At 62.2% G+C, this 19,622-nt stretch carries 22 protein-coding genes; 7 read left to right on the top strand and 15 right to left on the bottom strand.

The genetic code is table 11. The features are described from left to right. Position 1: 1 nt before the first annotated feature. The 3 genes from AC1Q6X_RS05515 to AC1Q6X_RS05505 all read right to left on the bottom strand — a co-directional run bounded on the left by AC1Q6X_RS05515 (position 2) and on the right by AC1Q6X_RS05505 (position 3,593). Entirely contained in the window at positions 2-1,396 is a 1,395-nt protein-coding gene (locus AC1Q6X_RS05515; RefSeq protein WP_070218415.1) for a class I SAM-dependent methyltransferase, read from the bottom strand. A gap of 263 nt (positions 1,397-1,659) precedes the next feature. Next, positions 1,660-2,685, bottom strand: a complete 1,026-nt coding sequence (locus tag AC1Q6X_RS05510) for an AraC family transcriptional regulator (RefSeq protein ID WP_492495619.1) — start codon at positions 2,683-2,685, stop codon at positions 1,660-1,662. Continuing rightward, on the bottom strand, positions 2,685-3,593 hold the full coding sequence (locus AC1Q6X_RS05505; RefSeq protein WP_492495617.1) for a GGDEF domain-containing protein: 909 nt from the start codon (positions 3,591-3,593) through the stop codon (positions 2,685-2,687). Before AC1Q6X_RS05505 ends, AC1Q6X_RS05510 begins: the two co-directional genes overlap by 1 nt. Before the next feature lie 308 nt (positions 3,594-3,901). Between AC1Q6X_RS05505 and AC1Q6X_RS05500 the strand changes: the two genes are divergently transcribed. Together AC1Q6X_RS05500 and AC1Q6X_RS05495 are read left to right on the top strand one after the other, a co-directional pair. Next, positions 3,902-6,439: a TonB-dependent receptor gene (locus tag AC1Q6X_RS05500; RefSeq protein ID WP_492495615.1), complete on the top strand. Its 2,538-nt coding sequence runs from the start codon at positions 3,902-3,904 to the stop codon at positions 6,437-6,439. 17 nt (positions 6,440-6,456) lie between these two features. Further along, a complete protein-coding gene (locus tag AC1Q6X_RS05495; protein ID WP_492495613.1) occupies positions 6,457-8,316 on the top strand; it encodes a phytase in 1,860 nt (619 codons plus the stop codon). A gap of 82 nt (positions 8,317-8,398) precedes the next feature. Here AC1Q6X_RS05495 and AC1Q6X_RS05490 read toward each other — a convergent pair whose 3' ends face one another. From AC1Q6X_RS05490 to AC1Q6X_RS05475, 4 genes are all read right to left on the bottom strand, one after another. After that, positions 8,399-8,812 (bottom strand): hypothetical protein, encoded by a 414-nt coding sequence (locus AC1Q6X_RS05490; protein WP_492495611.1) that lies wholly within the window; start codon positions 8,810-8,812, stop codon positions 8,399-8,401. Between the two features lie 229 nt (positions 8,813-9,041). Next, a complete protein-coding gene (locus AC1Q6X_RS05485; RefSeq protein ID WP_492495609.1) occupies positions 9,042-9,422 on the bottom strand; it encodes a hypothetical protein in 381 nt (126 codons plus the stop codon). Beyond that, positions 9,406-10,137, bottom strand: a complete 732-nt coding sequence (locus AC1Q6X_RS05480) for a CPBP family intramembrane glutamic endopeptidase (protein WP_492495607.1) — start codon at positions 10,135-10,137, stop codon at positions 9,406-9,408. Before AC1Q6X_RS05480 ends, AC1Q6X_RS05485 begins: the two co-directional genes overlap by 17 nt. A gap of 119 nt (positions 10,138-10,256) precedes the next feature. Beyond that, entirely contained in the window at positions 10,257-10,364 is a 108-nt protein-coding gene (locus AC1Q6X_RS05475; protein WP_492496054.1) for a hypothetical protein, read from the bottom strand. Positions 10,365-10,656: 292 nt separating this feature from the next. On the opposite strand from AC1Q6X_RS05475, the gene AC1Q6X_RS05470 reads away from it, so the two are divergent. Together AC1Q6X_RS05470 and AC1Q6X_RS05465 are read left to right on the top strand one after the other, a co-directional pair. Further along, positions 10,657-11,535: an EamA family transporter gene (locus AC1Q6X_RS05470; RefSeq protein ID WP_492495605.1), complete on the top strand. Its 879-nt coding sequence runs from the start codon at positions 10,657-10,659 to the stop codon at positions 11,533-11,535. Between the two features lie 103 nt (positions 11,536-11,638). Continuing rightward, positions 11,639-12,073 (top strand): c-type cytochrome, encoded by a 435-nt coding sequence (locus tag AC1Q6X_RS05465; protein WP_227741974.1) that lies wholly within the window; start codon positions 11,639-11,641, stop codon positions 12,071-12,073. A gap of 46 nt (positions 12,074-12,119) precedes the next feature. Here AC1Q6X_RS05465 and AC1Q6X_RS05460 read toward each other — a convergent pair whose 3' ends face one another. From AC1Q6X_RS05460 to AC1Q6X_RS05440, 5 genes are all read right to left on the bottom strand, one after another. Then, positions 12,120-12,470: a hypothetical protein gene (locus AC1Q6X_RS05460; protein WP_070310599.1), complete on the bottom strand. Its 351-nt coding sequence runs from the start codon at positions 12,468-12,470 to the stop codon at positions 12,120-12,122. Positions 12,471-12,482: 12 nt separating this feature from the next. Further along, positions 12,483-12,746 carry a DUF378 domain-containing protein gene (locus AC1Q6X_RS05455; protein ID WP_083287945.1) on the bottom strand — a complete coding sequence of 88 codons (264 nt, stop codon included), beginning with the start codon at positions 12,744-12,746 and terminating at the stop codon, positions 12,483-12,485. Positions 12,747-12,958: 212 nt separating this feature from the next. Beyond that, entirely contained in the window at positions 12,959-13,489 is a 531-nt protein-coding gene (locus AC1Q6X_RS05450) for a GNAT family N-acetyltransferase (protein ID WP_492495602.1), read from the bottom strand. A gap of 7 nt (positions 13,490-13,496) precedes the next feature. Beyond that, positions 13,497-14,069 (bottom strand): helix-turn-helix domain-containing protein, encoded by a 573-nt coding sequence (locus tag AC1Q6X_RS05445; RefSeq protein ID WP_492495600.1) that lies wholly within the window; start codon positions 14,067-14,069, stop codon positions 13,497-13,499. 32 nt (positions 14,070-14,101) lie between these two features. Further along, positions 14,102-15,001 carry a LysR family transcriptional regulator gene (locus tag AC1Q6X_RS05440; RefSeq protein ID WP_492495598.1) on the bottom strand — a complete coding sequence of 300 codons (900 nt, stop codon included), beginning with the start codon at positions 14,999-15,001 and terminating at the stop codon, positions 14,102-14,104. Between the two features lie 105 nt (positions 15,002-15,106). On the opposite strand from AC1Q6X_RS05440, the gene AC1Q6X_RS05435 reads away from it, so the two are divergent. Continuing rightward, on the top strand, positions 15,107-16,183 hold the full coding sequence (locus AC1Q6X_RS05435; protein WP_230502984.1) for a YeiH family protein: 1,077 nt from the start codon (positions 15,107-15,109) through the stop codon (positions 16,181-16,183). A 106-nt stretch (positions 16,184-16,289) separates the two neighbouring features. After that, the gene (locus tag AC1Q6X_RS05430; RefSeq protein ID WP_070218425.1) at positions 16,290-16,931 is read left to right on the top strand and encodes a LysE family translocator; all 642 of its coding nucleotides are present in this window, start codon (positions 16,290-16,292) and stop codon (positions 16,929-16,931) included. A 2-nt stretch (positions 16,932-16,933) separates the two neighbouring features. Here AC1Q6X_RS05430 and AC1Q6X_RS05425 read toward each other — a convergent pair whose 3' ends face one another. Then, on the bottom strand, positions 16,934-17,698 hold the full coding sequence (locus tag AC1Q6X_RS05425) for an alpha/beta fold hydrolase (protein WP_492495595.1): 765 nt from the start codon (positions 17,696-17,698) through the stop codon (positions 16,934-16,936). Between the two features lie 88 nt (positions 17,699-17,786). Between AC1Q6X_RS05425 and AC1Q6X_RS05420 the strand changes: the two genes are divergently transcribed. After that, positions 17,787-18,545: an AraC family transcriptional regulator gene (locus tag AC1Q6X_RS05420; RefSeq protein ID WP_492495593.1), complete on the top strand. Its 759-nt coding sequence runs from the start codon at positions 17,787-17,789 to the stop codon at positions 18,543-18,545. Here the strand turns inward: AC1Q6X_RS05420 and AC1Q6X_RS05415 are convergent. After that, positions 18,542-19,183 carry a CatA-like O-acetyltransferase gene (locus AC1Q6X_RS05415; protein ID WP_492495591.1) on the bottom strand — a complete coding sequence of 214 codons (642 nt, stop codon included), beginning with the start codon at positions 19,181-19,183 and terminating at the stop codon, positions 18,542-18,544. The two genes, AC1Q6X_RS05420 and AC1Q6X_RS05415, sit on opposite strands and share 4 nt — an antisense overlap. Before the next feature lie 37 nt (positions 19,184-19,220). Continuing rightward, entirely contained in the window at positions 19,221-19,610 is a 390-nt protein-coding gene (locus AC1Q6X_RS05410; RefSeq protein WP_492495589.1) for a DUF5071 domain-containing protein, read from the bottom strand. Positions 19,611-19,622 lie beyond the last annotated feature (12 nt).

The following is a 19,622-nucleotide window of genomic DNA, read 5'->3' as shown; positions in this document are numbered from 1 at the left end:
ATCAAGGAATGCTCACTTCCGCAAACACATTCACGCCCGTGGCGTCGACATAGATTTTCGGGTCCCTTGCATGCTCGGGCAGCAAGGCCGACAGGCCCGCTTCATTGCGATAGATCAAATGCCATTCCAGCAAATGCTCCATGCCGAACTTGCCCGGATTATCCGCGTGCACATTCGTCACCAGCAGCCGCCCGCCGGGACCCACGCGCGAGGCGAAGTGCATCAGCAGGCGCGCGCAGACCTTGTCGGACAGATAGTCGAACAGGCCGGCGCAATACACGGCGTCAAAACTGCCGGGCAAACCCGTGGCGCCCGAACCGTGGCGGCGCTTGAGCAGGTTGTGCACGGAATCGTGCACATAATCGATCTCGACCACGCGCCCCGTGCGCTGCATGATGGTGGTCAGGCGCGCGCGCGTCCAGTCCAGCGTCTCGCTGCTGAAGTCGACCAGCTCGAAGGCCAGCCATTGCGCATCGGGGCACGTTTCCAGGAAACGCTGCACCTCGATGGCCGGGCCGCAGCCCACGTTGAGCACCTTATACACGCGCCCGGCGGCGCGCGCCGCGGCCGCCTTTTGCGCCAAAAACTCCGTCAGGATATCGATGCGGTTGCGGTGCGCCGTCGCCACGGCCGCCTGCAGAAAGGCCGCATTGACGATCTGAAAATACGTGCTCGGGCCCTGGCGCGGATCGTCCAGCAGCTGGTTGACCATCTGGTAGTCGCCCGCATAGCCGAGCGGCTTGGTAAACGTGCGGAAGACGAACGGGGCGCGCAGGATCAGCGGGTGCAAGGCCGCCTGGGCGAAGGCGCGGTGGGCCGGCGCCCGCTCTTCCTCGACCAGCGACGCTTCCACCTCGAGCTGGCGCAAGTAAAGCTGGGTCTGTTCCATCAGCGGCAAGGCCAGCTCGTCGAAGATATCGGGACGCAGGCGGCCGTTTTCCTTGGGCAGCGAGTCGGACAAGTCGACCTGCTCGACCCAGCGCGCCACTTCCGACAGGAAGGCGCGCATTTCGTTGACGACGATCTGGTAGTCGCGGCGGATGCGGAAGCGCTCGCCCCAGCCGGCGACAAAGGCGCTCGACTCTTTCAACACGGCGCCCTTGACGACGACCACATCGCTCAGCTCGCGCCACTCGTCGATCAGGGTCACGGAAACGATGGCGGTCAGGCCCGTGTTGACGCTGCTGATGACGACTGCCTTGCCCACGTAGGCGTTTTTCGCCCCCATGCGCACGGTCACGTCATTGAGCACCTCGCTGACCTGCACAATCGAGTATGGATTATAGATTTCCATGACCAGCGAATTGCGCTGCAAGTTGAAAATCGTGCCGCGCACCGCCTCACCCTGGGTGTTGCGGAAACTGACGACTGGATCGATCTGCGATTGTGAATACACGATTGAGCATTATCAAGTTGCCCGGTTTCCGGCGCACCACACTGGTGACGCCAGTTTCCAGGCTGGGTTAAGGCACGGCACGCCGGTTGTCTGCCGCCGGCCCGCCATCGTGATGGCGGTATTGCGGCGTCGCGTGACGCCGTACCGGAGCGCCTCAAAGCGCGTCTGTCCGCTCTCTGATCGAGTGTACTATGGATGTAGCAGAACGGGCAATTGTTCCCTCAGGAACGACCTTGCGTGGCGCCGGCGCGCAACGCCGGCGATCATCCAGCAACGAACAGGGCCAGCGCGTGACGCAATAATTGCGGCGTTTGCCCCGTCCAGCGTTTGAACGAGCGGCGGAAGTTGGTGGCATCATGAAAGCCGAGGTAGGCGGCCACGGCATCGTTGTCGTAGCCATGCGCCTGGAACAGATAAATCGCCTTGTGCGCGCGCACCTGGTCCAGCTCGGCCTGGAAATGCGTGCCATGGCGCGCCAGATGGCGTTTCAGGGTGGCGGGACTGACGCCGAATTCCTGCGCCGTGCGCTCCAGGGTCGGTGCGCAGCGGATATTGAGCAGCAGGTAGTCGTACAGCGCACCGAGCAGGCTGGCTGCCGGCACGGGCGCCAGGGCCGCCGCGCGCAAGGCCAACGCCGCCGCCGTGGCATTGCCGCGCGGCCAGGGCTTGTCGAGCCAGCTCGAATCGATGAGCATGGCGTCCACCTGGCAATCGAAACGCAGGGACTGGCCCAGGTGCACTTCGTGCTGCTCCACGTGGCGAGGCCGCGCGCGGTTGAAACAGAAGCGCCATGGCAAGGACTCGCCCGCCAGCCAGCGGCACATGGCCGCCAGCGCCGTCATGTGCATTTCCACCAAAAAAGGCAGCTGGCTGGGCGCGCCGAACGCATCGACCCAGTACAGCACGTGCATGTCGCCGGCCTCGCGCAAGCGCGGCTGCAGCAGCGGACACAGCAAGGTATGAAAATCGCACAGGATGGTCAAGGCCTGGCGCAGATTCTGCGCCTGCAGCAAGGCATGGCTGGCGGCGCCGTAATGGCCGGGCAACATTTGCTGGCCCAGCATGAAGCTGGTGTCGGCACTGTCGAGGCCGCGCGCCACGTTGGCCAGCAATTGCAGGTATTGCGCGGCGCTCACCTGACTTTCCGCGGACGGCAGCGCGCCGCCATCGAGGCCCGTGCCCTTGAGCAGCGGCGCCGTGGCCAGGTCGCGGCTGCGCGCATAATCGAGCACCAGCGCCGGCTGGTGATGGGCCGCGATGCCGGGGTCGCCCTGCTGAATCAGCTGCATCAGGCGGGCGCGGCGCTGCCGGCCCTGGGACTGGTGCTGCGGCCCGGCGTTTCCACGGCCCGGCTCAGCTCGGCCAGCACCACTTCCGGCACGCCATCGGTGAGCGAGCACGCATGCCGCAGGCTCAGGCGGATTTCGCGGTTGTCGTTGGTGTGGTGGCGCATCTGCCCCACCATGACGCACAGGTGGCGTGCGCGCACGGCCGCATCCTCGCGCGACACGCTCGGCATCAGCACGGCGAAGCGGTCGCCCGCATAGCGGCACAGCAGATCGTCATTACGCAAGTTCAACAGCAGCATGTGGCCCACGGCTTGCAGCACGCGGTCGCCTTCGCGGTGGCCGTATTCACGGTTAATCAGGTGAAAGCTGTCGATGTCGAGCAAGACCAGCGCGCAATCGAGTCCAGGCCGGCGTTCCTGCTCCAGGCGCATCTGCGTGCGCAGGTAGCTGGCGTCGGCCAGCTGCGTGATGCGGTCGAAGGCGCGGTGGTCGCGGAACAGGCGTTCGCGCTTTTGCAGATGCTCGTTCAGGCGGAACTGTTCCTGGCGCCAGTAATACATGCCGATCGTCAGCACCAGCATGCCGAACGGGATCAAGGCTTCCAGCCAGTTATCCCATACTTCCTGCTTGTCGATGGCGAAGAATTCATCGAGGCAATCGGCCCAGGACCCCAGCATGATGGCGCACAGGCCGCCGGCGATCAGGCTCGTCACCCGTCCACGCGGCCGGCTGCTGAGGGTAAACAAAAACCAGATGCCCGCCATGACGGCCGTGCCGCCTTCGCAGACGATATCCATCCACTTCCAGACGGCAAACGGTTTAACGTGGCCCAATGTGGCGTACAGGAACAAGAACAGGGGCAAGGCCAGTGCGGCGGCAATCAGGCTGTTACGGTGCAATGGCAGCATGTGGGAAAACCTTTAAAAGTGGTGCTGCCGCCACGATAGCGCCCGCCCATGACGGCACGATGACATGCCCCGCTCCCGTGCGGCAGGTGCAAACGGCTCATCATTACCATGGACTCCCATGCAAATACGGCGAGCCTTTGCCCATGCGCCCTGCGCCGGCAGGTCATTTCAGCTCACCCCGGTTCATTTCCGGCCGGAAAGCGTTCACCCGCCGTTGTTTTCAGGGTGGCAATCGATTGCCTGTCACGCAACCGTCATATTTGCTGCCTAGAATCCGCCCGGTTCCTTCCTCCCTAACCGAGCTCTTCATGAAAACCACGCACACATCGTTCCCCTCCCCGCTGCGCCTGACGGTCCTGTCCCTGGCCATCATGGCCGTCTTCAGCGGTCAAAGCCGTGCGCAAGCACAAGATGCGGCTGGCCAGCCGGCCGCCACCGTGGTCGTCAGCGGCCAGCGCGCCAGCCTGCGCAACGCCATCGCCGCGCAAGAGAAAGCCGACAACATCATCAGCGTCATCAGCAGCGACGATATCGGCGGTTTGCCCGATAAAAACGCGGCCGAGGCGCTGGCCCGCTTGCCGGGCGTGTCCGTCCAGCGCGACCAGGGCGAAGGCCGCTACATCACGGTGCGCGGCCTGGGGCCTGACCTGAATGCCGTCACCATCAACGGCGCGCTGGTGCCGTCGCCGGAAGCGGGCCGCCGCGCCGTGGCGCTCGATATCCTGCCTGCCGGCCTGATCCGCACGCTGGAAGTCTCGAAGACCTTGCTGCCGGAAATGGACGCCAACTCCCTGGGCGCCACCATCGAAGTGAAATCGCTGTCCGCCTTCGACTTGCCGGGCAAGCTGCTGTCGGCCAACGTGGCCGCCAGCCATGATGAAAAGACGGGCAAGACCAGCCCCAGCGGCGGCGCCCTGTGGGCCCAGCGCTTCCTCGACGGCAAGCTGGGCGTGGCCGCCGGCCTGAGCGCGGAAAAGCGCTCGTTCGGCTCCGATGACGTGGAAACGGGCGGCGCCTGGAGCAAGGGCAAATTGTCGGGCCTGGAATTGCGCGACTACCTGCCCGTGCGCAAGCGCGGCGCCCTGGCCGTCAACCTCGATTACCGTCCGGAAGCGGGCAACAGCTGGTTTTTGCGCTCGTTCGTCAGCGAATTTTCCGACGATGAAGTGCGCGACCGCCTGACCATCAGCAATATCGCCGGCGGCAGCCTTGCCGAAGGCCAGACGGCCAGCGCGCGCGCCGAACGCCGCATCCGCCAGCGCAAGTACACGCAGCAAGTGCGCTCGCTGGTGTTGGGCACGCAGCAGAAATCGGGCGACTGGACCCTGGACGTGAAAGGCGGCCTGAGCCGCGCCACGGAAGACACGCCGGAATCCTTGAACGACGGCCGTTTCCGCGGCCTCAGCAATTTTGCCGGCATCAGTTTCAATGGCACCGAGCAACCATTGTTGAGCGGCCCCGCCTCGCTGTACGACCCGGCCAGCTACGCGCTCAACGCCATCACGCTGCAAAAGCGCTACTCGAAGGACAATGAACACCATGCACGCATCGACCTGGCGCGCAAGTTCGACATCGCCACCCTGAAATTCGGCGCCAAAGTCAGCCGCCGCGAAAAGACGAATGACACGGATCAATGGGCGTATAACAGCAGCAAGGCTTCCAGCGGCAATTACTGGGGCGCCGGCTCCACCTCGATGAGCGCCTTCGTGCAGGGCCACAATCTCGATTACGATCTGGGCAACATCGGCGTGGCGCTGGACCCGGCGCTGATCCGTGCCCGTGTGGCCGGCCTGGACCGCGACAAGGCGCGCCTGTCCACCGAGTCCATCATCAACGATTACCGCATGCATGAAGACATCAACGCCATGTATGTGCAAAACAGCTATGATTTCGACGCCTGGCACATCCTGGGCGGGGTGCGCGCCGAACGCACCAGTTTCGAGGCCGCCGGCTCGCAGGTGGACAGCGCCGGGTTGGCCACGGCCTTGACGCGCGAACGTTCATACACCAATTGGCTGCCAAACCTGCAAGCCCGTTATGATGTGGATCAAAAAACCAGCGTGCGGGCCGCGTGGACGCAAGCCGTCGTGCGCGCCAACTTCAGCCAGCTGGCACCCGGCATCAGCCTGGCCAGCAACACGGAAGCCGTGATCGGCAACCCGGACTTGAAACCCTTGAAAGCCAACAACCTGGACCTGGGTATCGAGAGAGTCCTGGGCAACGACGGCGTGATGTCGGCCTACGGCTTCTACAAGGACATCAAGAATTTTACCTACACGACCAACCTGGCCGGCACGGGACAATGGACGGGCTACACGACGGCCACCTCGTATGCGAACGGCGACGCGGCGAAAGTCAAGGGCATCGAACTGGCTTACATGCAGCCGCTGCGCATGCTGCCGGCGCCCTTCAACAAGTTCCTCGTCGGGGTCAACGGTACCTTGAGCACCTCGCGCGCGCAAATCGGCCGCTACGACAAGGCGAGCAAGCAGCAGATGAACCGCGACATCCGTCTGCCGGGCCAGTCGAACCAGGTGATGAACTTGATGCTGGGCTATGAAACGGGCCCGGTCAGCGCCCGCCTGGCCCTCAACTACAAGTCGCCCTACCTGCTGGAAATGGGCGGCGATATCCTCGATCAAAGCCAGGACCGTATCGTGGACAGCCAGAAACAACTCGATTTCTCGCTGTCCTACCAGATCAACAAGCAGTTCCAGGTGACGTTCGAGGCGGCCAACCTGAACAACGAGAAATACTATGTCTACCAGGGCACGAAGCAATACAACGTGCAAAACGAACAATATGGCCGCACCTTCAAGGTGAGCCTGAAAGCCAGCGCCTTCTGATGATGATTCTCAATAACATGAAAAAAACCGTACTCTGCAGCGCTTTGCTGGCTGCCTTTTGCCTGGGCGGCATCGCGCAGGCCGCCCCCACCAACGCCCTGCCGTCCTTTACGCAGGAAGCGGAAGAACTGGCCCGCCTGCCCGGCGGCGGCTGGCTGACTTTGGACAAGCACGGCTTGCGTCTGTTCAATGCGGCCGGCCAGGAGCAGGACCGCATCGCCGTGCGCGCCAAGCAGCTCGACACGCGCATCGATGGCAACCGCATCCTGGCCGTCTTCCTGGAAGCGGACACGCAGCGCCCGCTGCCCGCCTCCGTCGACGTGCAGGCGGGCAAGCTGGTGAAACTGGCGCCGTTTCCGGTGCCGACGTTTTCCGTGGAAGCATCGTGCCTGTACCGCGACGCCCAGCAGCTCGATCACCTGTTCTTGATCGGCAAGGATGGCCAGGCGGAACAGTGGGTGATGCAGGGCGAGCAGCGCAGCCTGGTACGCAAACTCGCCCTGCCGCCGCACGCGAAACATTGCCGCGCCGACGATGGCGCGCAGCGCCTGCTGGTGAGCGAGTCCAACATGGGCGTGTGGGCGTATGACGCCGAGTCCGAAGGCATGGGCAAGCGCGAAGTGGTGGCCCTGCGCAAGCCGTACGGCCAGCTCGACGGCGGCGCCGGTGCGCTGGCCGTGCTGCCGGGCGGCGTGGCCGTGCTCGACGGCAAGGCGGACAAGCTGCACCTGTTCGCCCACCAGGACGGCCGATGGACGGCACAGCCAGCCCAGTCCGTCGCCTTGAACGTGCGCAAGGGCGACAGCCAGCTGGCGCTGGACAAGGACGCCTTGCTGCTGCGCGGCAAGAACGGTTGGCAGGCGCGGCCCTTGAAATGGGCAGGCAAAGCGGAAACGCAGCCTGCGGTGGCCATCATCGCCCCGCAAGCGCAGACGGAACCGATGGCGCGCCAGGGCGACGCGGCCGACGACCCGGCCATCTGGCTGTCCAGGAATCCAGCCGATGCACGCATTCTCGGTACCAACAAGAAACAGGGGCTATTGGTCTACGACCTGCAAGGCAAGCAGACGCAGCTGCTGGAAGTGGGACGCCTGAACAACGTCGACGTGCGGCAAAACATCCAGTTGGGCGGCAGCAAGGTCGACCTGGCCGTGGCCACCCAGCGCGACGACAACAGCATGATGTTATTTACCATCAATGCCAGCGGCGAGGTGGCGGAAGCGGGCCGTTTTCCTACCGGTCTGAAAAGCATCTACGGCATGTGCTTGTACCAGCCAGCCGGCGGCGGCGTACAAGCGTTCATCAACGACAAGGACGGCACCTTCCAGCAGTACAGCATCGGCCTGGAAGGCGGCAAATTCAGCGCGACTCTGTTGCGCAGCTTCAAGGTCGCCACCCAACCGGAAGGCTGCGTGGCCGACGACGCCAACGGCCGCCTGTTCCTGGGCGAGGAAACGCGCGGCGTGTGGACCACTTCGGCCGACGCCGTCAGGCCGGACGCTCTCACCATGGTCTTGCCCGTGGGAGCGCACCTGACGGCGGATGTGGAAGGCATGGCCATCTACCGCCAGCCAGGCGCCAAGCCCGACACCGGCTACCTGATCGTCTCCAGCCAGGGCGACAGCAGCTACGTGGTGCTCGACGCGCAAGCGCCCTACAAGGTGCGCGGCCGCTTCAAGGTGGGCTTCAACTTGCCCGCTGGCATAGACGGCACCTCGGAAACGGATGGCCTCGACGTCACGTCCGCCAACCTGGGCGGTGCGTATGCGCAAGGCATGCTGGTGATCCAGGACGGCTACAAGCGCTTGCCCGATGGACCCCAAAACTTCAAGTATGTGGCATGGGGGGATGTGGCGAAGGCGTTGAAGCTGGAATAATCAGACTGGAGCGGGGCCGGCCCCGCCGGGGGAATGCGCACCAATGGGGCGCATCCCAATCCCGACGAGCCCGGCCCCGATACTATCTGCGCGGCATATCGATATGAAATGGCAGGCGCTTGCCGCACAAGTCCACCATGCCCGACATGGCTAGTCGATCCGCCGACAATTCAATGATGTTGACAGCCGACACGTCACCATATTCCATCATATAGATACCCGATTCCTCCGCCTCGGGATGCATATCCAGCATCCCGATCGCCAGCGCTCCTCCCTGCCCTTCCGGTATGCGCAAGCCGTGCAGGAAAAACGCCGGCGGATACAGCGCCCACGACCATTCCGCATCCTCCGGCTCGGTCAAGCGCATGAACACATCGTCATCCCCATGGATATCGATATTCAGCTCCAGCATGCCGCTGCCATGAGCTTCCAGACTAATGTTTGATTTCGCTACATCCACTTCAAAATTGGTGTTGCCGATACTGAAAACAGTCATTCAATACTTCTCCTGAGTTACAAGCAAATATACAGCGCGATAAACAGCAAGAAATGCAGGATTGCCCTGCCTTCACCATATTCATTCAACTATTGTCAATGCGCACAGCAATGACATTAAACTTTACCGCCTTTAATAATGTCAATGAATGCAAGAAAGGGCCGTTTACTCCGCAAAACACGTAAAACTTGTAATGCCCGTTTCCGCCCCATAGCGGAATTTCCAGATGCTAATTATTGCCTTGCTTCGGCGTGTGCTTTGGATTAGGTTGAAAACTGCCCGGAACGATATTCCCGGATAAGTCCACTTTCCAAGCGCCGGCTACTGCTTCAGGAGGGACGGCATCCTTGGGAGCGTAGTTACCCGTAATGACGTATACCCATCCGTTCGGATGCTTTTTTGCTTCCGAAACCAACTCTGGTGTGGGCTTCAGATTTCCGAAATCGACTTGTTCAGCCACGGCGGCTCCAGTAAGAAATAGCTGCGCAGATAGCGTTGCGCAAATCAAAGATGTATTGAAATTCATACGTTTGTACTCAAACCGGTTATCGATAATATCTGCTTCTGGCCGAAAAACGCCGTTTTCACTCGACTTAAACTGAAACAGCATCGATTGGCTTCGCTTGGTTTAACTTACGAACCGCAAAGAGCATCGATACTGGCACAGCAGCATGAAACACAATTAGCCACCACAGGCTTCCAGTGAATGCATATCCAACAGTGAAAAGAAGCGACGCTATAATCGAGCCAGCAAACTGTTTTGAACTTTCAAAGCCATGTCCCGCACCGTAAGCAACGGCTGCCAGAACGATAGCAAATGGCATACCCATCAAGGGCGTAAGCACCAGTAGTAAGTAGCCTCGGAAGAGAACTTCCCAAGTCATAGTCATCCCGACCGTGGTTATGAGGTAGGCAGCACTTTCCAACCGCGTCTGAGGCATTGGAAACGGCAAATTCCGCAGTTTTTTTGCAAGCTCGTTGCGCTCGTCGGTGGACATCCTGGATTCCTGCCGTATTCCCAAAAAATGCATGATAGTTAGTACGACCAGAGCTATCCCAAGCCCCCAAGTCCCAACAGTGGAAGTTGGAATAGCTAGCCCAAGCTGATTAGCAGAATGATTCCCTAGCCAACTCACCAATAACAACGCTGCGAGATGAGCCAGGACATAACGCCCTTGCCGCCAGTAGCTCTGCAATACGGATAACTCTGGCTTCGGCAACTTGACGTATAAACTACGTCGAATTCCATCGAATGGGAAATACACCAGCAAATACAAAGTAAATGCTAGGTCGGTAAATGGTTGGTGAAAAATCTGTAGTGTCACTTCAATCCTCTTCGTGAACCTTGTAGCGATTGTGGAGCTATAACAACGTCGGCTTCTGGCCGATTGCCGACTCTTTTAGTCGAAATTCCGATTAGCATTGGTATTGGTCTTTGATGTGCTCATTGTAGTAAATACCCTTGGAGTAGGCACGCATGAACGCATGCATGCACATTTGGAGGTACTCGGCAAAAATCATAACTATGTCCCTGCTGGAATTGGATGCGCATGTGAGCTGTTTGCTCGTCGTAACCAATTGCAACAATGGCGCTGGAATTTACCCGGACCATTTGCATGGCAGCTCCCGAAAGTGTTAAGACTCAAAATGGTAAAGGTTGTTCGATTAGGAGCGGCTACTTCTGACCATTAGTAAATGATTCCACAACTGTAGCGTATCTTGCAACATGATATCGAAAAAGAAGCCGCAATGCGCCAGTCATGTCAGCAACTACCTCGTTAAATCTCCCCGGCTTACCAATCTGCCAGCGACTGCCAGCCTCAGGCATATTAAAATACCGTCCCATGACCTCCCCAGCCTCGACCTCCGCCCTCCCCGACAGCATCCTGCTCCCTTCCCTGGCCGTTCTGGGAGGGCAGATTTCCGTCAATCTGGGGGCGGCGATAGCGAAAAACTTGTTTCCCGTCATTGGCGTGGAAGGGATTACGGCGTACCGCGTGGGGTTTTCGGCGCTGATCCTGCTGGCCATCTTCCGGCCGTGGCGCTACCGGCTGACGCGCAAGGATGTGCTGAATCTGCTCGTCTACGGCTCCGTGCTGGGGTTGATGAACTTGCTGATTTACCGGGCGTTTGCGCTGATACCGATCGGCATTGCGGTCGCCATCGAGGTGACGGGGCCGCTGGCCGTGGCCATGCTGTCATCGCGCCGGCCCCGCGATCTATTCGCCGTGGCGTGCGCCGTGTTCGGTTTATATTTGCTGCTGCCCCTGCAGGGCAGCCCGGGCAGCCTGGACCCTGTCGGCGTGGCGTATGCGCTGGGGGCGGCCCTGTGCTGGGCGCTGTACATCATCTTCGGCAAGCGCGCCTCGACCTTGCAGGGCGGCCAGGCCGTCGCCTGGGGCATGACGGTGGCGGCGATGGTGACGGTGCCCATCGGCATCACCTACTCGGGAACAGCCTTGCTGGCGCCGTCGATTGCCTTGATGGGCCTGGCCATTGCCATGCTGTCCAGCGCCCTGCCGTACTCTCTGGAAATCTTTGCCCTTCGCCGCTTGCCGCAAGGGGTGTTCGGCATGTTCAGCAGCGCGGCGCCGGCCGTCAGCGCGCTGGCCGCCATGGCGGTGCTGGGAGAATTGCTGAGTCTGACCCAGTGGCTGGCCATCGCCTGCATCGTGTTTGCGTCGGCCATGGCGGCGCTGGGCGCACAGGGCGGCAAGCGCTAGCGGTATTGCATCCGTCGTGCGCCGCTTCCTCGCATCCATGTCGTGCGGGCGGGCAGGTTTTGATGTGCGCCTGTAAAATGCGTCATCGCTTGCCACGCATTGCATGCCCGCCTCACCGATGACATCCACCTTTCTTTGTCGCCTGCTCTTCCCTCTGGCCGCTGCAGCCCTGCTGCTGGCGCCAGCAGCCGTCGCGCAGGCTGCCGCTCCCGCCCCCCTCACCGGCAATGCCGAAGCGGGCAAGGCAGCATTTCGCAAATGCGCTTCCTGCCATCAGGTGGGACCATCGGCGCGCGGCGGCTTCGGCCCCAAGCTGACGGGCGTGATCGGCCGCAAGGCCGGCGCCACCACCGACTACAAATACTCGGCGGCCATGAAAAACGCGAATATTGTCTGGACCGAGCAAAACCTGGCCGCCTTCCTCAAGGCGCCCAGCGATTTCATTCCCGGCAATAACATGCGCTTCTGGGGCATCGGCAATGCGCAGCAAGTGGCCGACTTGCTGGCCTACCTGCGCACGCAGCAAGCCGTCCCATAACGCATGCATGGACAGCCGGACACCGCATCCAGCTCATGACGCCAACTCAAGCCTCCAGCGCTTGCAGCACGCCCTTGCGCTTCTTGTGTGCCGCCTCATAAGCGCGCAGCCGCTTGCGCTGGGCAGCGGACAGGCTGTCCAGCTTGTCGCGGATCTGCGCCACCGTCAGTTGCTGGTAGCCGGCGATGGGCAAGTCAGGCGGTGACGCCTCCGGGGCAGCGCCGCCGGCTTTTTTCCGCTCCTGCGCTTGCCTGGTTTCACCCGACTGCGCCCTTTGCTTGTTCACGATGCGCGCCGCAACCTCTTCCTCGCGGCCCGGGTAACGTCCTTCCTGCTTGAAATCGCGTTCCAGCTTCTTGAATTCGCGTTCACGCTTGGGGCTTGCACCAACAGGCATGTATCCTCCCGTCTAGGATTTGGCCGGGAATTTGCGCAGGCACAGGTAAATGGAATACAGCGCCGCCAGCCCCACCAGCACGTACACGCCGCGCGAAGCCGCCGTCATGGCACCGAGGATGCGGGCCACGATGTCGATATCGAACAGGCCCACCAGCGCCCAGTTCAAGCCGCCCACGATCAAGAGGATCATGGAGATCCAGTCGACCACGTTCAAGCGCTTTGCCGACATTTCCTGTTTTGCCGCACCGTCCGATCCTGCCTGGATATTCGCCATATCAGCCTCCTGTAAGAAGAAAGGACCCGCCGCCGGGTCTATCAAAGAACAGTGTAGGCGCGGCACCGGCACACGCCAGTCGGACGATGCCGGGTATCGAGGTAGGACGGTTCTGTAATCAGACGGGTGATTTTATCTGGCAACAAGCCAGCCGACATTGGCTGGCAGCGGCAACATGCGGTCCTTGCAATGCATGAGTTCCCTTTGCCAGGTCAATGCTGCAGTTGCTTGTACAGGATGGTGGTGGCGTCCAGCCGGTCGCCGGCCGGCGCCAGCGCATAGGCGGGGATGCAGCCCGCCACCATGTAGCCGAGCGACAAATACAGCGCTTGCGCATGGTCGCTGCTGCGCGTATCCAGGGTCAGCAGGCTGCACGGCAGCTGCCGCGCCTGTTCTTCCAGCGCCTGCATCAGCTGGCGGGCGATGCCATGCCGGCGGAAAGCGGGCGCGACCAGCAGCTTGCGCACTTCGGCCCGGTGCGCCTGGTTGGGATTGGTATCCCAGTCCAGCTGCACGGCACCGGCCACCTTGCCTTCCACTTCGGCCACCAGCAGCAGGCGCACGCCGCGCGTGACGGCCGGCAAGACGTTATCCGTCCAGAAAGCCTGGCTGGCCGCCGTATCGAACGGCAGGATAAAACCGATGCTGGCGCCGTCGTGCACGCAGTCTTGCAGCAAGGCGCCCAGTTCCGGCAGGCGTACAAGAATATCGGCGGACGAAAAATGGCGTAGCGATGGGGACATATCAACCTCAGACGATGAACAAGAAATAGCGGGCGCCGCTGTCGGCTGGCGTCGTGAACGCGCTGGCGCCATGCAACTGGTAGCGCAGGCAATCGCCGGGCATCAAATCGTGGGAGCGGCCGTCGACCGTCACGTTGAGCTTGCCCTCTTGCAGCAGCAGATGATGTTCCATGCCGGGCCGGGGCGAGGCGGCATAGCTGATCGTCACGCCCGCGCCGAGCTCGCATTCGAGCGCTTCGCCGGCCAGCGCGCGCGACGGCGGCGAGACGGAGCGGCGGACAAAGCCCGTGTCCGGGTCCGTCCACACGCTTTGCTGGCCCCGCCGCAGCAGGGGCGGAAAATCGTCCTCGACCATGCGCAGCAAGCGCGACATGACCAGGCCATACGCGGCGCACAGCTTGCCCAGCACGGCTGTCGTCGGGCTGACTTCGCCATTTTCCAGGCGAGACAGGGTAGCGCGGCTGACCTGGCTCAAGTGAGCCAGCTGGTCCAGCGACCAGCTCCGCTCCACGCGCAACTGTTTTAATCGCGCGGCCAGGCGCTGTTCCGTCTCGCTCTCTGTGAGTATCGAATTTTCCATATAAGGGAATTTATTCCATATATGGAAAAACGTCAAGCCATGCGCGAGGCGTGGCGGCACAGTTCCAGAAAACCTGTCAAACGGGGCGAGAGGATCTTTTTGGCTTGGCGGATCAGATAGAAATTGCGTTCCAGGGGCGGCAGCATGGTTTCCAGCTCCACCAGTTGGCCGCTGGCCAGCAAATCGGCCACCACCACCCGCGACAGGCAGGCGATGCCGAGACCGGCCGCCGCGCCATACTTGATCGCTTCCGAATTGCTGAACTCGCCTGCGGCGCGCAGATAGTGCAGGTACGGCACCAGCGCCTGCTCCACGGCTTCGCGCGTGCCCGAGCCCGCCTCGCGCAACAGCCAGCCCGCCTGGTTCAGCTCCGCAAAGCTGAGCAAATGGCGCAGCTGCGCCAGCGGGTGCGTGGGCGCGGCCACGATCAGCATCTGGTCCGTCAGCCACGGCTCGACCAGCAAGCCCGCTTCGTGACACGGCCCTTCGATCAGGCCGATATCGACACGGAACTCCGCCACGGCGGCCGCGATGTCGGCCGTGTTGGCAATCGTCACCTGCGGGATGCTGCGCCCGTACTGCAGCGCCGCCTGGGCCAGGATCTGCGGCAACAGATAGATGCCGATGGTCGTGCTGGCGCCGATCTGCAGGCTGACGGGCACGGACGGGTCGGCGCCCGCAAACTGGCGCTCGATGCTGGCGGCCGCGTCGCGCATCTGCCGCGCCTGCGGCAACAGCAGGCGGCCATTGTCGTTGAGCAGCAATCGCTTGCCGACCCGGTCGAACAGCTGCGCGCCCAACAAGGTTTCCAGCTCGTTCAGGGCGGCGCTGGTGGCCGATTGCGACAGCGCAATCAGCTCGCCGGCCGCGCTGGTGCTGCCCGTGTCCGCCACGGCCAGGAAAATCTGCAGTTGCCGCAAAGTCAAAGCCATCTGATTTACCTATTTTTAAGGTTAAACATACAAAAACAATCCGTTTTACCATTTAATCGACAAACTGTACAGTCATGTCATACGCATAAAAACATGGAGTACGGCATGTCTTCTCTCTCAACAACTAATACCACCAGTTTCAGCGACCGCTATGGCCGCCTCCTGCCGGGCCTGCTGCTGAGCGGCCTGATCGCCTGGGGCGCCATCGCGCTGGGCAAGCTGGAATGGATGCAAAGCCACGGCATGAGCGCCCTGACCCTGGCCATCATGCTGGGCATTGTGCTGGGCAACAGCGTGTATGGCAGCCTGGCGCCCACCTGCGGTGCGGGCGTGGCTTTTTCCAAGCAGACATTATTGCGTCTTGGCATCATCCTCTACGGCTTCCGCTTGACGTTCCAGGATATCGGCCAGGTGGGCCTGGCCGGCATCGCCATTGACGCGCTGGTGCTGGCGTCCACGTTTGGCCTGGCCATGTTCCTCGGCACCAGGGTGTTCAAGCTGGAACGCAACAGCGCCATTCTGATCGGCGCGGGCAGTTCGATCTGCGGCGCGGCGGCCGTGATGGCGACGGAGCCCGTCGTCAAGGGGCGCAGCGAAGATGTCACTGTCGCCGTCTCGACCGTCGTGGTGTTCGGCACCATCGCCATCTTTTTGTATCCCGTGCTGTACCAGCTGAACCTGGGCTGGCAAGTGCTGGGCGCCACGCCCACGGCGTTTGGCGTGTACATCGGTTCGACCGTGCATGAGGTGGCGCAAGTCGTGGCGGCCGGCAAGTCGATCGGGCAAGAGGCGGCGAATGCGGCCGTGATCGCCAAGATGGTGCGCGTGATGATGCTGGCACCGTTCCTCGTCATCCTGTCGGCCCTGCTGGCGCGCGGCAAGGCCAAAGGTGGCAGCCACGACAAGGCGGCCAAGCTGGCCATCCCCTGGTTTGCCTTCATTTTTATTGCCGTGGTGGCCTTCAATTCGCTGGGCCTGTTGCCAGCGGGCACGGTCGCCACCATCACCGACATCGACACGGCCCTGCTGGCCATGGCTATGGCAGCCCTGGGCTTGACGACGCACATGTCGGCCATCCGCCGCGCCGGCATCAAGCCCCTGCTGCTGGCCGGCCTGCTGTTCTGCTGGCTGATCGCCGGCGGCGCGGCCATCAACCATGTGGTCGCCAGCCTGTTTGCCTGACCTTGAGCCGGATTCAGGCCGGGGCCGCTGACACGGGAGCCGAAAACTTCGTACAATAGACATGTTTTGACTCCCCAATCCGGCTTCGGCCCCACCAGGAACATCCATGCATCTCTCGAACTGGCTGCTTTTCTGCAGCGTCGCCCTGCTCGTCACGTTTTCTCCCGGCCCGGCCGTCTTGCTGGCCATCTCGAATGCCATCGCCGTCGGCCCGCGCCGCGCGATGATCAGCAGCATGGGCAATGGTTTTGGCTTGTTCATCATTTCCGGCGTGGCCATGGCCGGCATGGGCGTCGTGCTGGCCACCTCGGCCACGGCCTTCATGCTGCTGAAACTGGCCGGCGCCCTGTATCTGGTGTTCCTGGGCATCAAGCAATGGCGCAGCAAGACCAGCGTCGTGGCCGATGCGCCCGTGGTGCAAGGCGCGGCGAATCCAAATTCATTCTGGAAACTCTTCCGCCAGGGCTTGACGGTCGCGCTGACCAATCCGAAAGCCATCCTGTTCTTTTCGGCCCTGTTCCCTCAATTCATCACGCCGGGCGAGCCGGTGGCCATCCAGTTCACCGTGCTGACGACCTCGTTCGTCGCCTGCGCCATGCTGGCCCATCTGTTCTATGCCAACCTGGCGCGCCTGCTGAAAACCCAGCTGGCAACGCCGGGCCGCGCCAAGCTGTTCAACCGCATCACGGGCGGCGCCTTCGTGCTGCTGGGCCTGAGCCTGCTGCGCCTGCGCAGCAAGGCAGCATAAGATCACTGCGCCGATAGAAACGCCTCGATGCTGGCCGCCAGGGCCAGCGGCGTTTCATTCATCGGATAGTGTCCCGCATTACCCAGCACCTCCAGCCGGGCTTGCGGGTACCACGCCAGATACGTGCGGCGCATCAAGTCCGCATCAAAGCGGGGGTCGTGTTCCCCCACCAGCGCCAGCAAGGGCAGTTTCGACGCCGTTGCCTGCACTTCGCCGCTGAAATCCGTCCCGCTCCACGCGAGGAAATAGGCGGCAAACGCGGCCTGATCCGCACTTTCCCACGAGTACTGCGCCTTCCAGTCCAGCCAGCTTGCAGGCAAGCGCCCGCCCGTGCTGCGATCGATGATGGCGCGCCGCGCATCGATGTTCGCGCTGGCATCGAGAAACAGTTGCCGGGCCGGCCCCTGCAGCGCCACGCCGCAGCTGGGCACGGGCGCCACGGCCACCAGCTTGCGCAAACGCAAGGGCGCCAGCAAGGCCAGCCGTTCCAGCGCCATGCCGCCCATGGAGTGACCGACCACGCTGAATGTGGCAAAGCCCAGCGCATCGGCCAAAGCCAGTGCATCACAGGCGACCTCTTCCATCGAATACTCGCCCGCCACGCCGCGCATGCCGCCATAGCCGCGATTGTCCATGAAGACATAGCTGAAGGCGTCGCCATCGAGGGCCGTTTCCATCGGCGCAAACGCGTGCGCGTCGCCAAACCAGCCGTGCAGGACGATGACGGCGTGGGGGCCATGGCCCACGCGATGATAGGTATTGTGCATATGCATCCTTGAAGGAAAAGTCTGCATGGTAGTGGTACAGGCAACGACCCGCTTTCGATGGCAGGTCAAATACTGTAGAGTACGGGCCATGGATGATTTTTATACGGAAGTGCCGCGAACACTGATCGCCACGGCGCGCGACTATGCTCCCGGCGAGATATTTCCCAGCCACAGCCATGCGCGCGGGCAATTCGCCTATGCGGCGCGCGGCGTCATCAGCGTGCACACGCCGCAGGGCAACTGGCTGGTGCCGCCGCAACGCGCTTGCTGGGTACCGGCCGGACTCGTCCACGGCATGCGCATGCATGGCGCCGTGACCATGCACAATGTGTTTGTCGATCCGCACGCCATCGCCGGCATGGATTTGCCGCCCGATTGCCAGGTGCTCGATGCCACGCCGCTGCTGCGCCAGCTGCTGGCCGAAGCCGTGACCGTCGATGCCTTGTATGTGCAGGCATCGCGCGCCGGACGACTGATGGCTTTGCTGCTCGACGAGATCGGCGCTGCCAGGCCCCTGCCCCTGAGCGCGCCCCTGCCCCAGGACGCCAGGCTGGCGCGGCTGTGCATGGAATTGCTCCAGCACCCCAGCCTGGACAGCGGCCTCGACGCGATGGCGGCGCAGGCAGGCATGAGCCGGCGCACGTTTACGCGGCAATTCCGCGCCCAGACGGGGCTGGGCTTTGCCCAATGGCGCCAGCAAGCGTGCCTGCTGGCCGCCATCACGCGGCTGGCCGAGGGGCAAGCCGTCACCCGCGTGGCGCTCGATCTCGGCTATGCCAGCCCCAGCGCCTTTACGGCCGCCTTCCGCCGCGTGCTGGGGCAGGCGCCCAGCGACTATTTAGCTTAGGCAATCATGGCGGCGATGCGCTGTGCCAGCGCCTGCGCCAGTTTCTGCACATGGTAGCCATCGACAAAGCCATGGTGGGCCTGCGCGGAAAACGGTATCCGCATGCGGTCGTCCGGCTGCGCGGGGCCGAACTTGCCCCAGGTAAAGGTCGGGATATCGGCGTCGCGGTGGCGGCAGATCGGGTGCTCGATGGCCGCCAGCTCCAGCCATGGCAAACAGGTAATGAAGATATTGTTGCGCTGCTCGCGCTCGCTTTGCCCCTCGCCCGTGTTGATCAGCGCGCAGCTCGCTTCGGCGATGCGCTTGGCTTCCAGGCTGCGTTCGATGAATACGTCGAGCTGGTCGGTCATGGCAAAACGCGTGTAATTGAGGTTCTCGTCGCTGTTGATGACGGTGTAGGACGCGGGAAAATCGTCGATACGGATCACTTCGCCCTGGCAGATGCGGTACATGAAATTGTCGATGTCCTTGACCGTATTGAGCAGGCAAAACAGGAAAAAGTGAAACACGGGAATGTTCCGTTCCTTGCACCAGGGGCGGAAATCGGGCACGTCGAGCTGGAAATTGATGTTGACGAGGGGATTGTCGAACGCGCGGAACAAATCGTAGCGGTCGCGCCGCTTTTCAAAATTTTTCATGCGGCGAGTGTAGACGATGCAGGTGCTGGCGGGCAAGTCACGCCGCACCAGCGCCGCTGCCCGCCAAAATCTCCCGGGCCACCTCGGCCACGCCTTCTTCCAGCTCGGCAGCCGTTGGCGCCAGGGCGAAGCGCTGCAATTGCCCGTCCACCGCGGCAGCGAGCCCGGGGGAATGGCGCACGATGCCCAGCAGAACAATGTACTTCCACTGTTCATCGTCGCTGGCCAGCACCGTTTTGACATAGGGAGCCAGGCGCGGACCGATGCCGGCCAGGTAAGGCAGGAGGACGGCGGCCACGGGCCAGTTGGCGTCCTGCACCCACTCCAGGATCTGCGGCATGGCGGGACGCAGTTCTTCCCAGCGCAAGGCGGTCAGGGCTTGCGCATTGTCCGTATCGTGTTTGTCGCGCGGCAATGGCAGACTCATGCGAGGCATCCT

Source organism: Janthinobacterium sp. GW823-FHT06H09 (assembly GCF_058794735.1).
Note: the sequence above shows the minus strand (reverse complement) of the source record. Positions and strands in the feature narration are given on the sequence as shown.

Excerpts from the sequence above, each read along its gene's own strand:
- AC1Q6X_RS05510 (WP_492495619.1), bottom strand. The coding sequence starts at position 2,685 with ATGCAGCTGATTCAGCAGGGCGACCCCGGCATCGCGGCCCATCACCAG.
- AC1Q6X_RS05505 (WP_492495617.1), bottom strand. The coding sequence starts at position 3,593 with ATGCTGCCATTGCACCGTAACAGCCTGATTGCCGCCGCACTGGCCTTG.
- AC1Q6X_RS05500 (WP_492495615.1), top strand. The coding sequence starts at position 3,902 with ATGAAAACCACGCACACATCGTTCCCCTCCCCGCTGCGCCTGACGGTC.
- AC1Q6X_RS05495 (WP_492495613.1), top strand. The coding sequence starts at position 6,457 with ATGAAAAAAACCGTACTCTGCAGCGCTTTGCTGGCTGCCTTTTGCCTG.
- AC1Q6X_RS05490 (WP_492495611.1), bottom strand. The coding sequence starts at position 8,812 with ATGACTGTTTTCAGTATCGGCAACACCAATTTTGAAGTGGATGTAGCG.
- AC1Q6X_RS05485 (WP_492495609.1), bottom strand. The coding sequence starts at position 9,422 with ATGCTGTTTCAGTTTAAGTCGAGTGAAAACGGCGTTTTTCGGCCAGAA.
- AC1Q6X_RS05475 (WP_492496054.1), bottom strand. The coding sequence starts at position 10,364 with ATGCGCATCCAATTCCAGCAGGGACATAGTTATGATTTTTGCCGAGTA.
- AC1Q6X_RS05470 (WP_492495605.1), top strand. The coding sequence starts at position 10,657 with ATGACCTCCCCAGCCTCGACCTCCGCCCTCCCCGACAGCATCCTGCTC.
- AC1Q6X_RS05465 (WP_227741974.1), top strand. The coding sequence starts at position 11,639 with ATGCCCGCCTCACCGATGACATCCACCTTTCTTTGTCGCCTGCTCTTC.
- AC1Q6X_RS05460 (WP_070310599.1), bottom strand. The coding sequence starts at position 12,470 with ATGCCTGTTGGTGCAAGCCCCAAGCGTGAACGCGAATTCAAGAAGCTG.
- AC1Q6X_RS05455 (WP_083287945.1), bottom strand. The coding sequence starts at position 12,746 with ATGGCGAATATCCAGGCAGGATCGGACGGTGCGGCAAAACAGGAAATG.
- AC1Q6X_RS05450 (WP_492495602.1), bottom strand. The coding sequence starts at position 13,489 with ATGTCCCCATCGCTACGCCATTTTTCGTCCGCCGATATTCTTGTACGC.
- AC1Q6X_RS05445 (WP_492495600.1), bottom strand. The coding sequence starts at position 14,069 with ATGGAAAATTCGATACTCACAGAGAGCGAGACGGAACAGCGCCTGGCC.
- AC1Q6X_RS05440 (WP_492495598.1), bottom strand. The coding sequence starts at position 15,001 with ATGGCTTTGACTTTGCGGCAACTGCAGATTTTCCTGGCCGTGGCGGAC.
- AC1Q6X_RS05435 (WP_230502984.1), top strand. The coding sequence starts at position 15,107 with ATGTCTTCTCTCTCAACAACTAATACCACCAGTTTCAGCGACCGCTAT.
- AC1Q6X_RS05430 (WP_070218425.1), top strand. The coding sequence starts at position 16,290 with ATGCATCTCTCGAACTGGCTGCTTTTCTGCAGCGTCGCCCTGCTCGTC.
- AC1Q6X_RS05425 (WP_492495595.1), bottom strand. The coding sequence starts at position 17,698 with ATGCACAATACCTATCATCGCGTGGGCCATGGCCCCCACGCCGTCATC.
- AC1Q6X_RS05420 (WP_492495593.1), top strand. The coding sequence starts at position 17,787 with ATGGATGATTTTTATACGGAAGTGCCGCGAACACTGATCGCCACGGCG.
- AC1Q6X_RS05415 (WP_492495591.1), bottom strand. The coding sequence starts at position 19,183 with ATGAAAAATTTTGAAAAGCGGCGCGACCGCTACGATTTGTTCCGCGCG.
- AC1Q6X_RS05410 (WP_492495589.1), bottom strand. The coding sequence starts at position 19,610 with ATGAGTCTGCCATTGCCGCGCGACAAACACGATACGGACAATGCGCAA.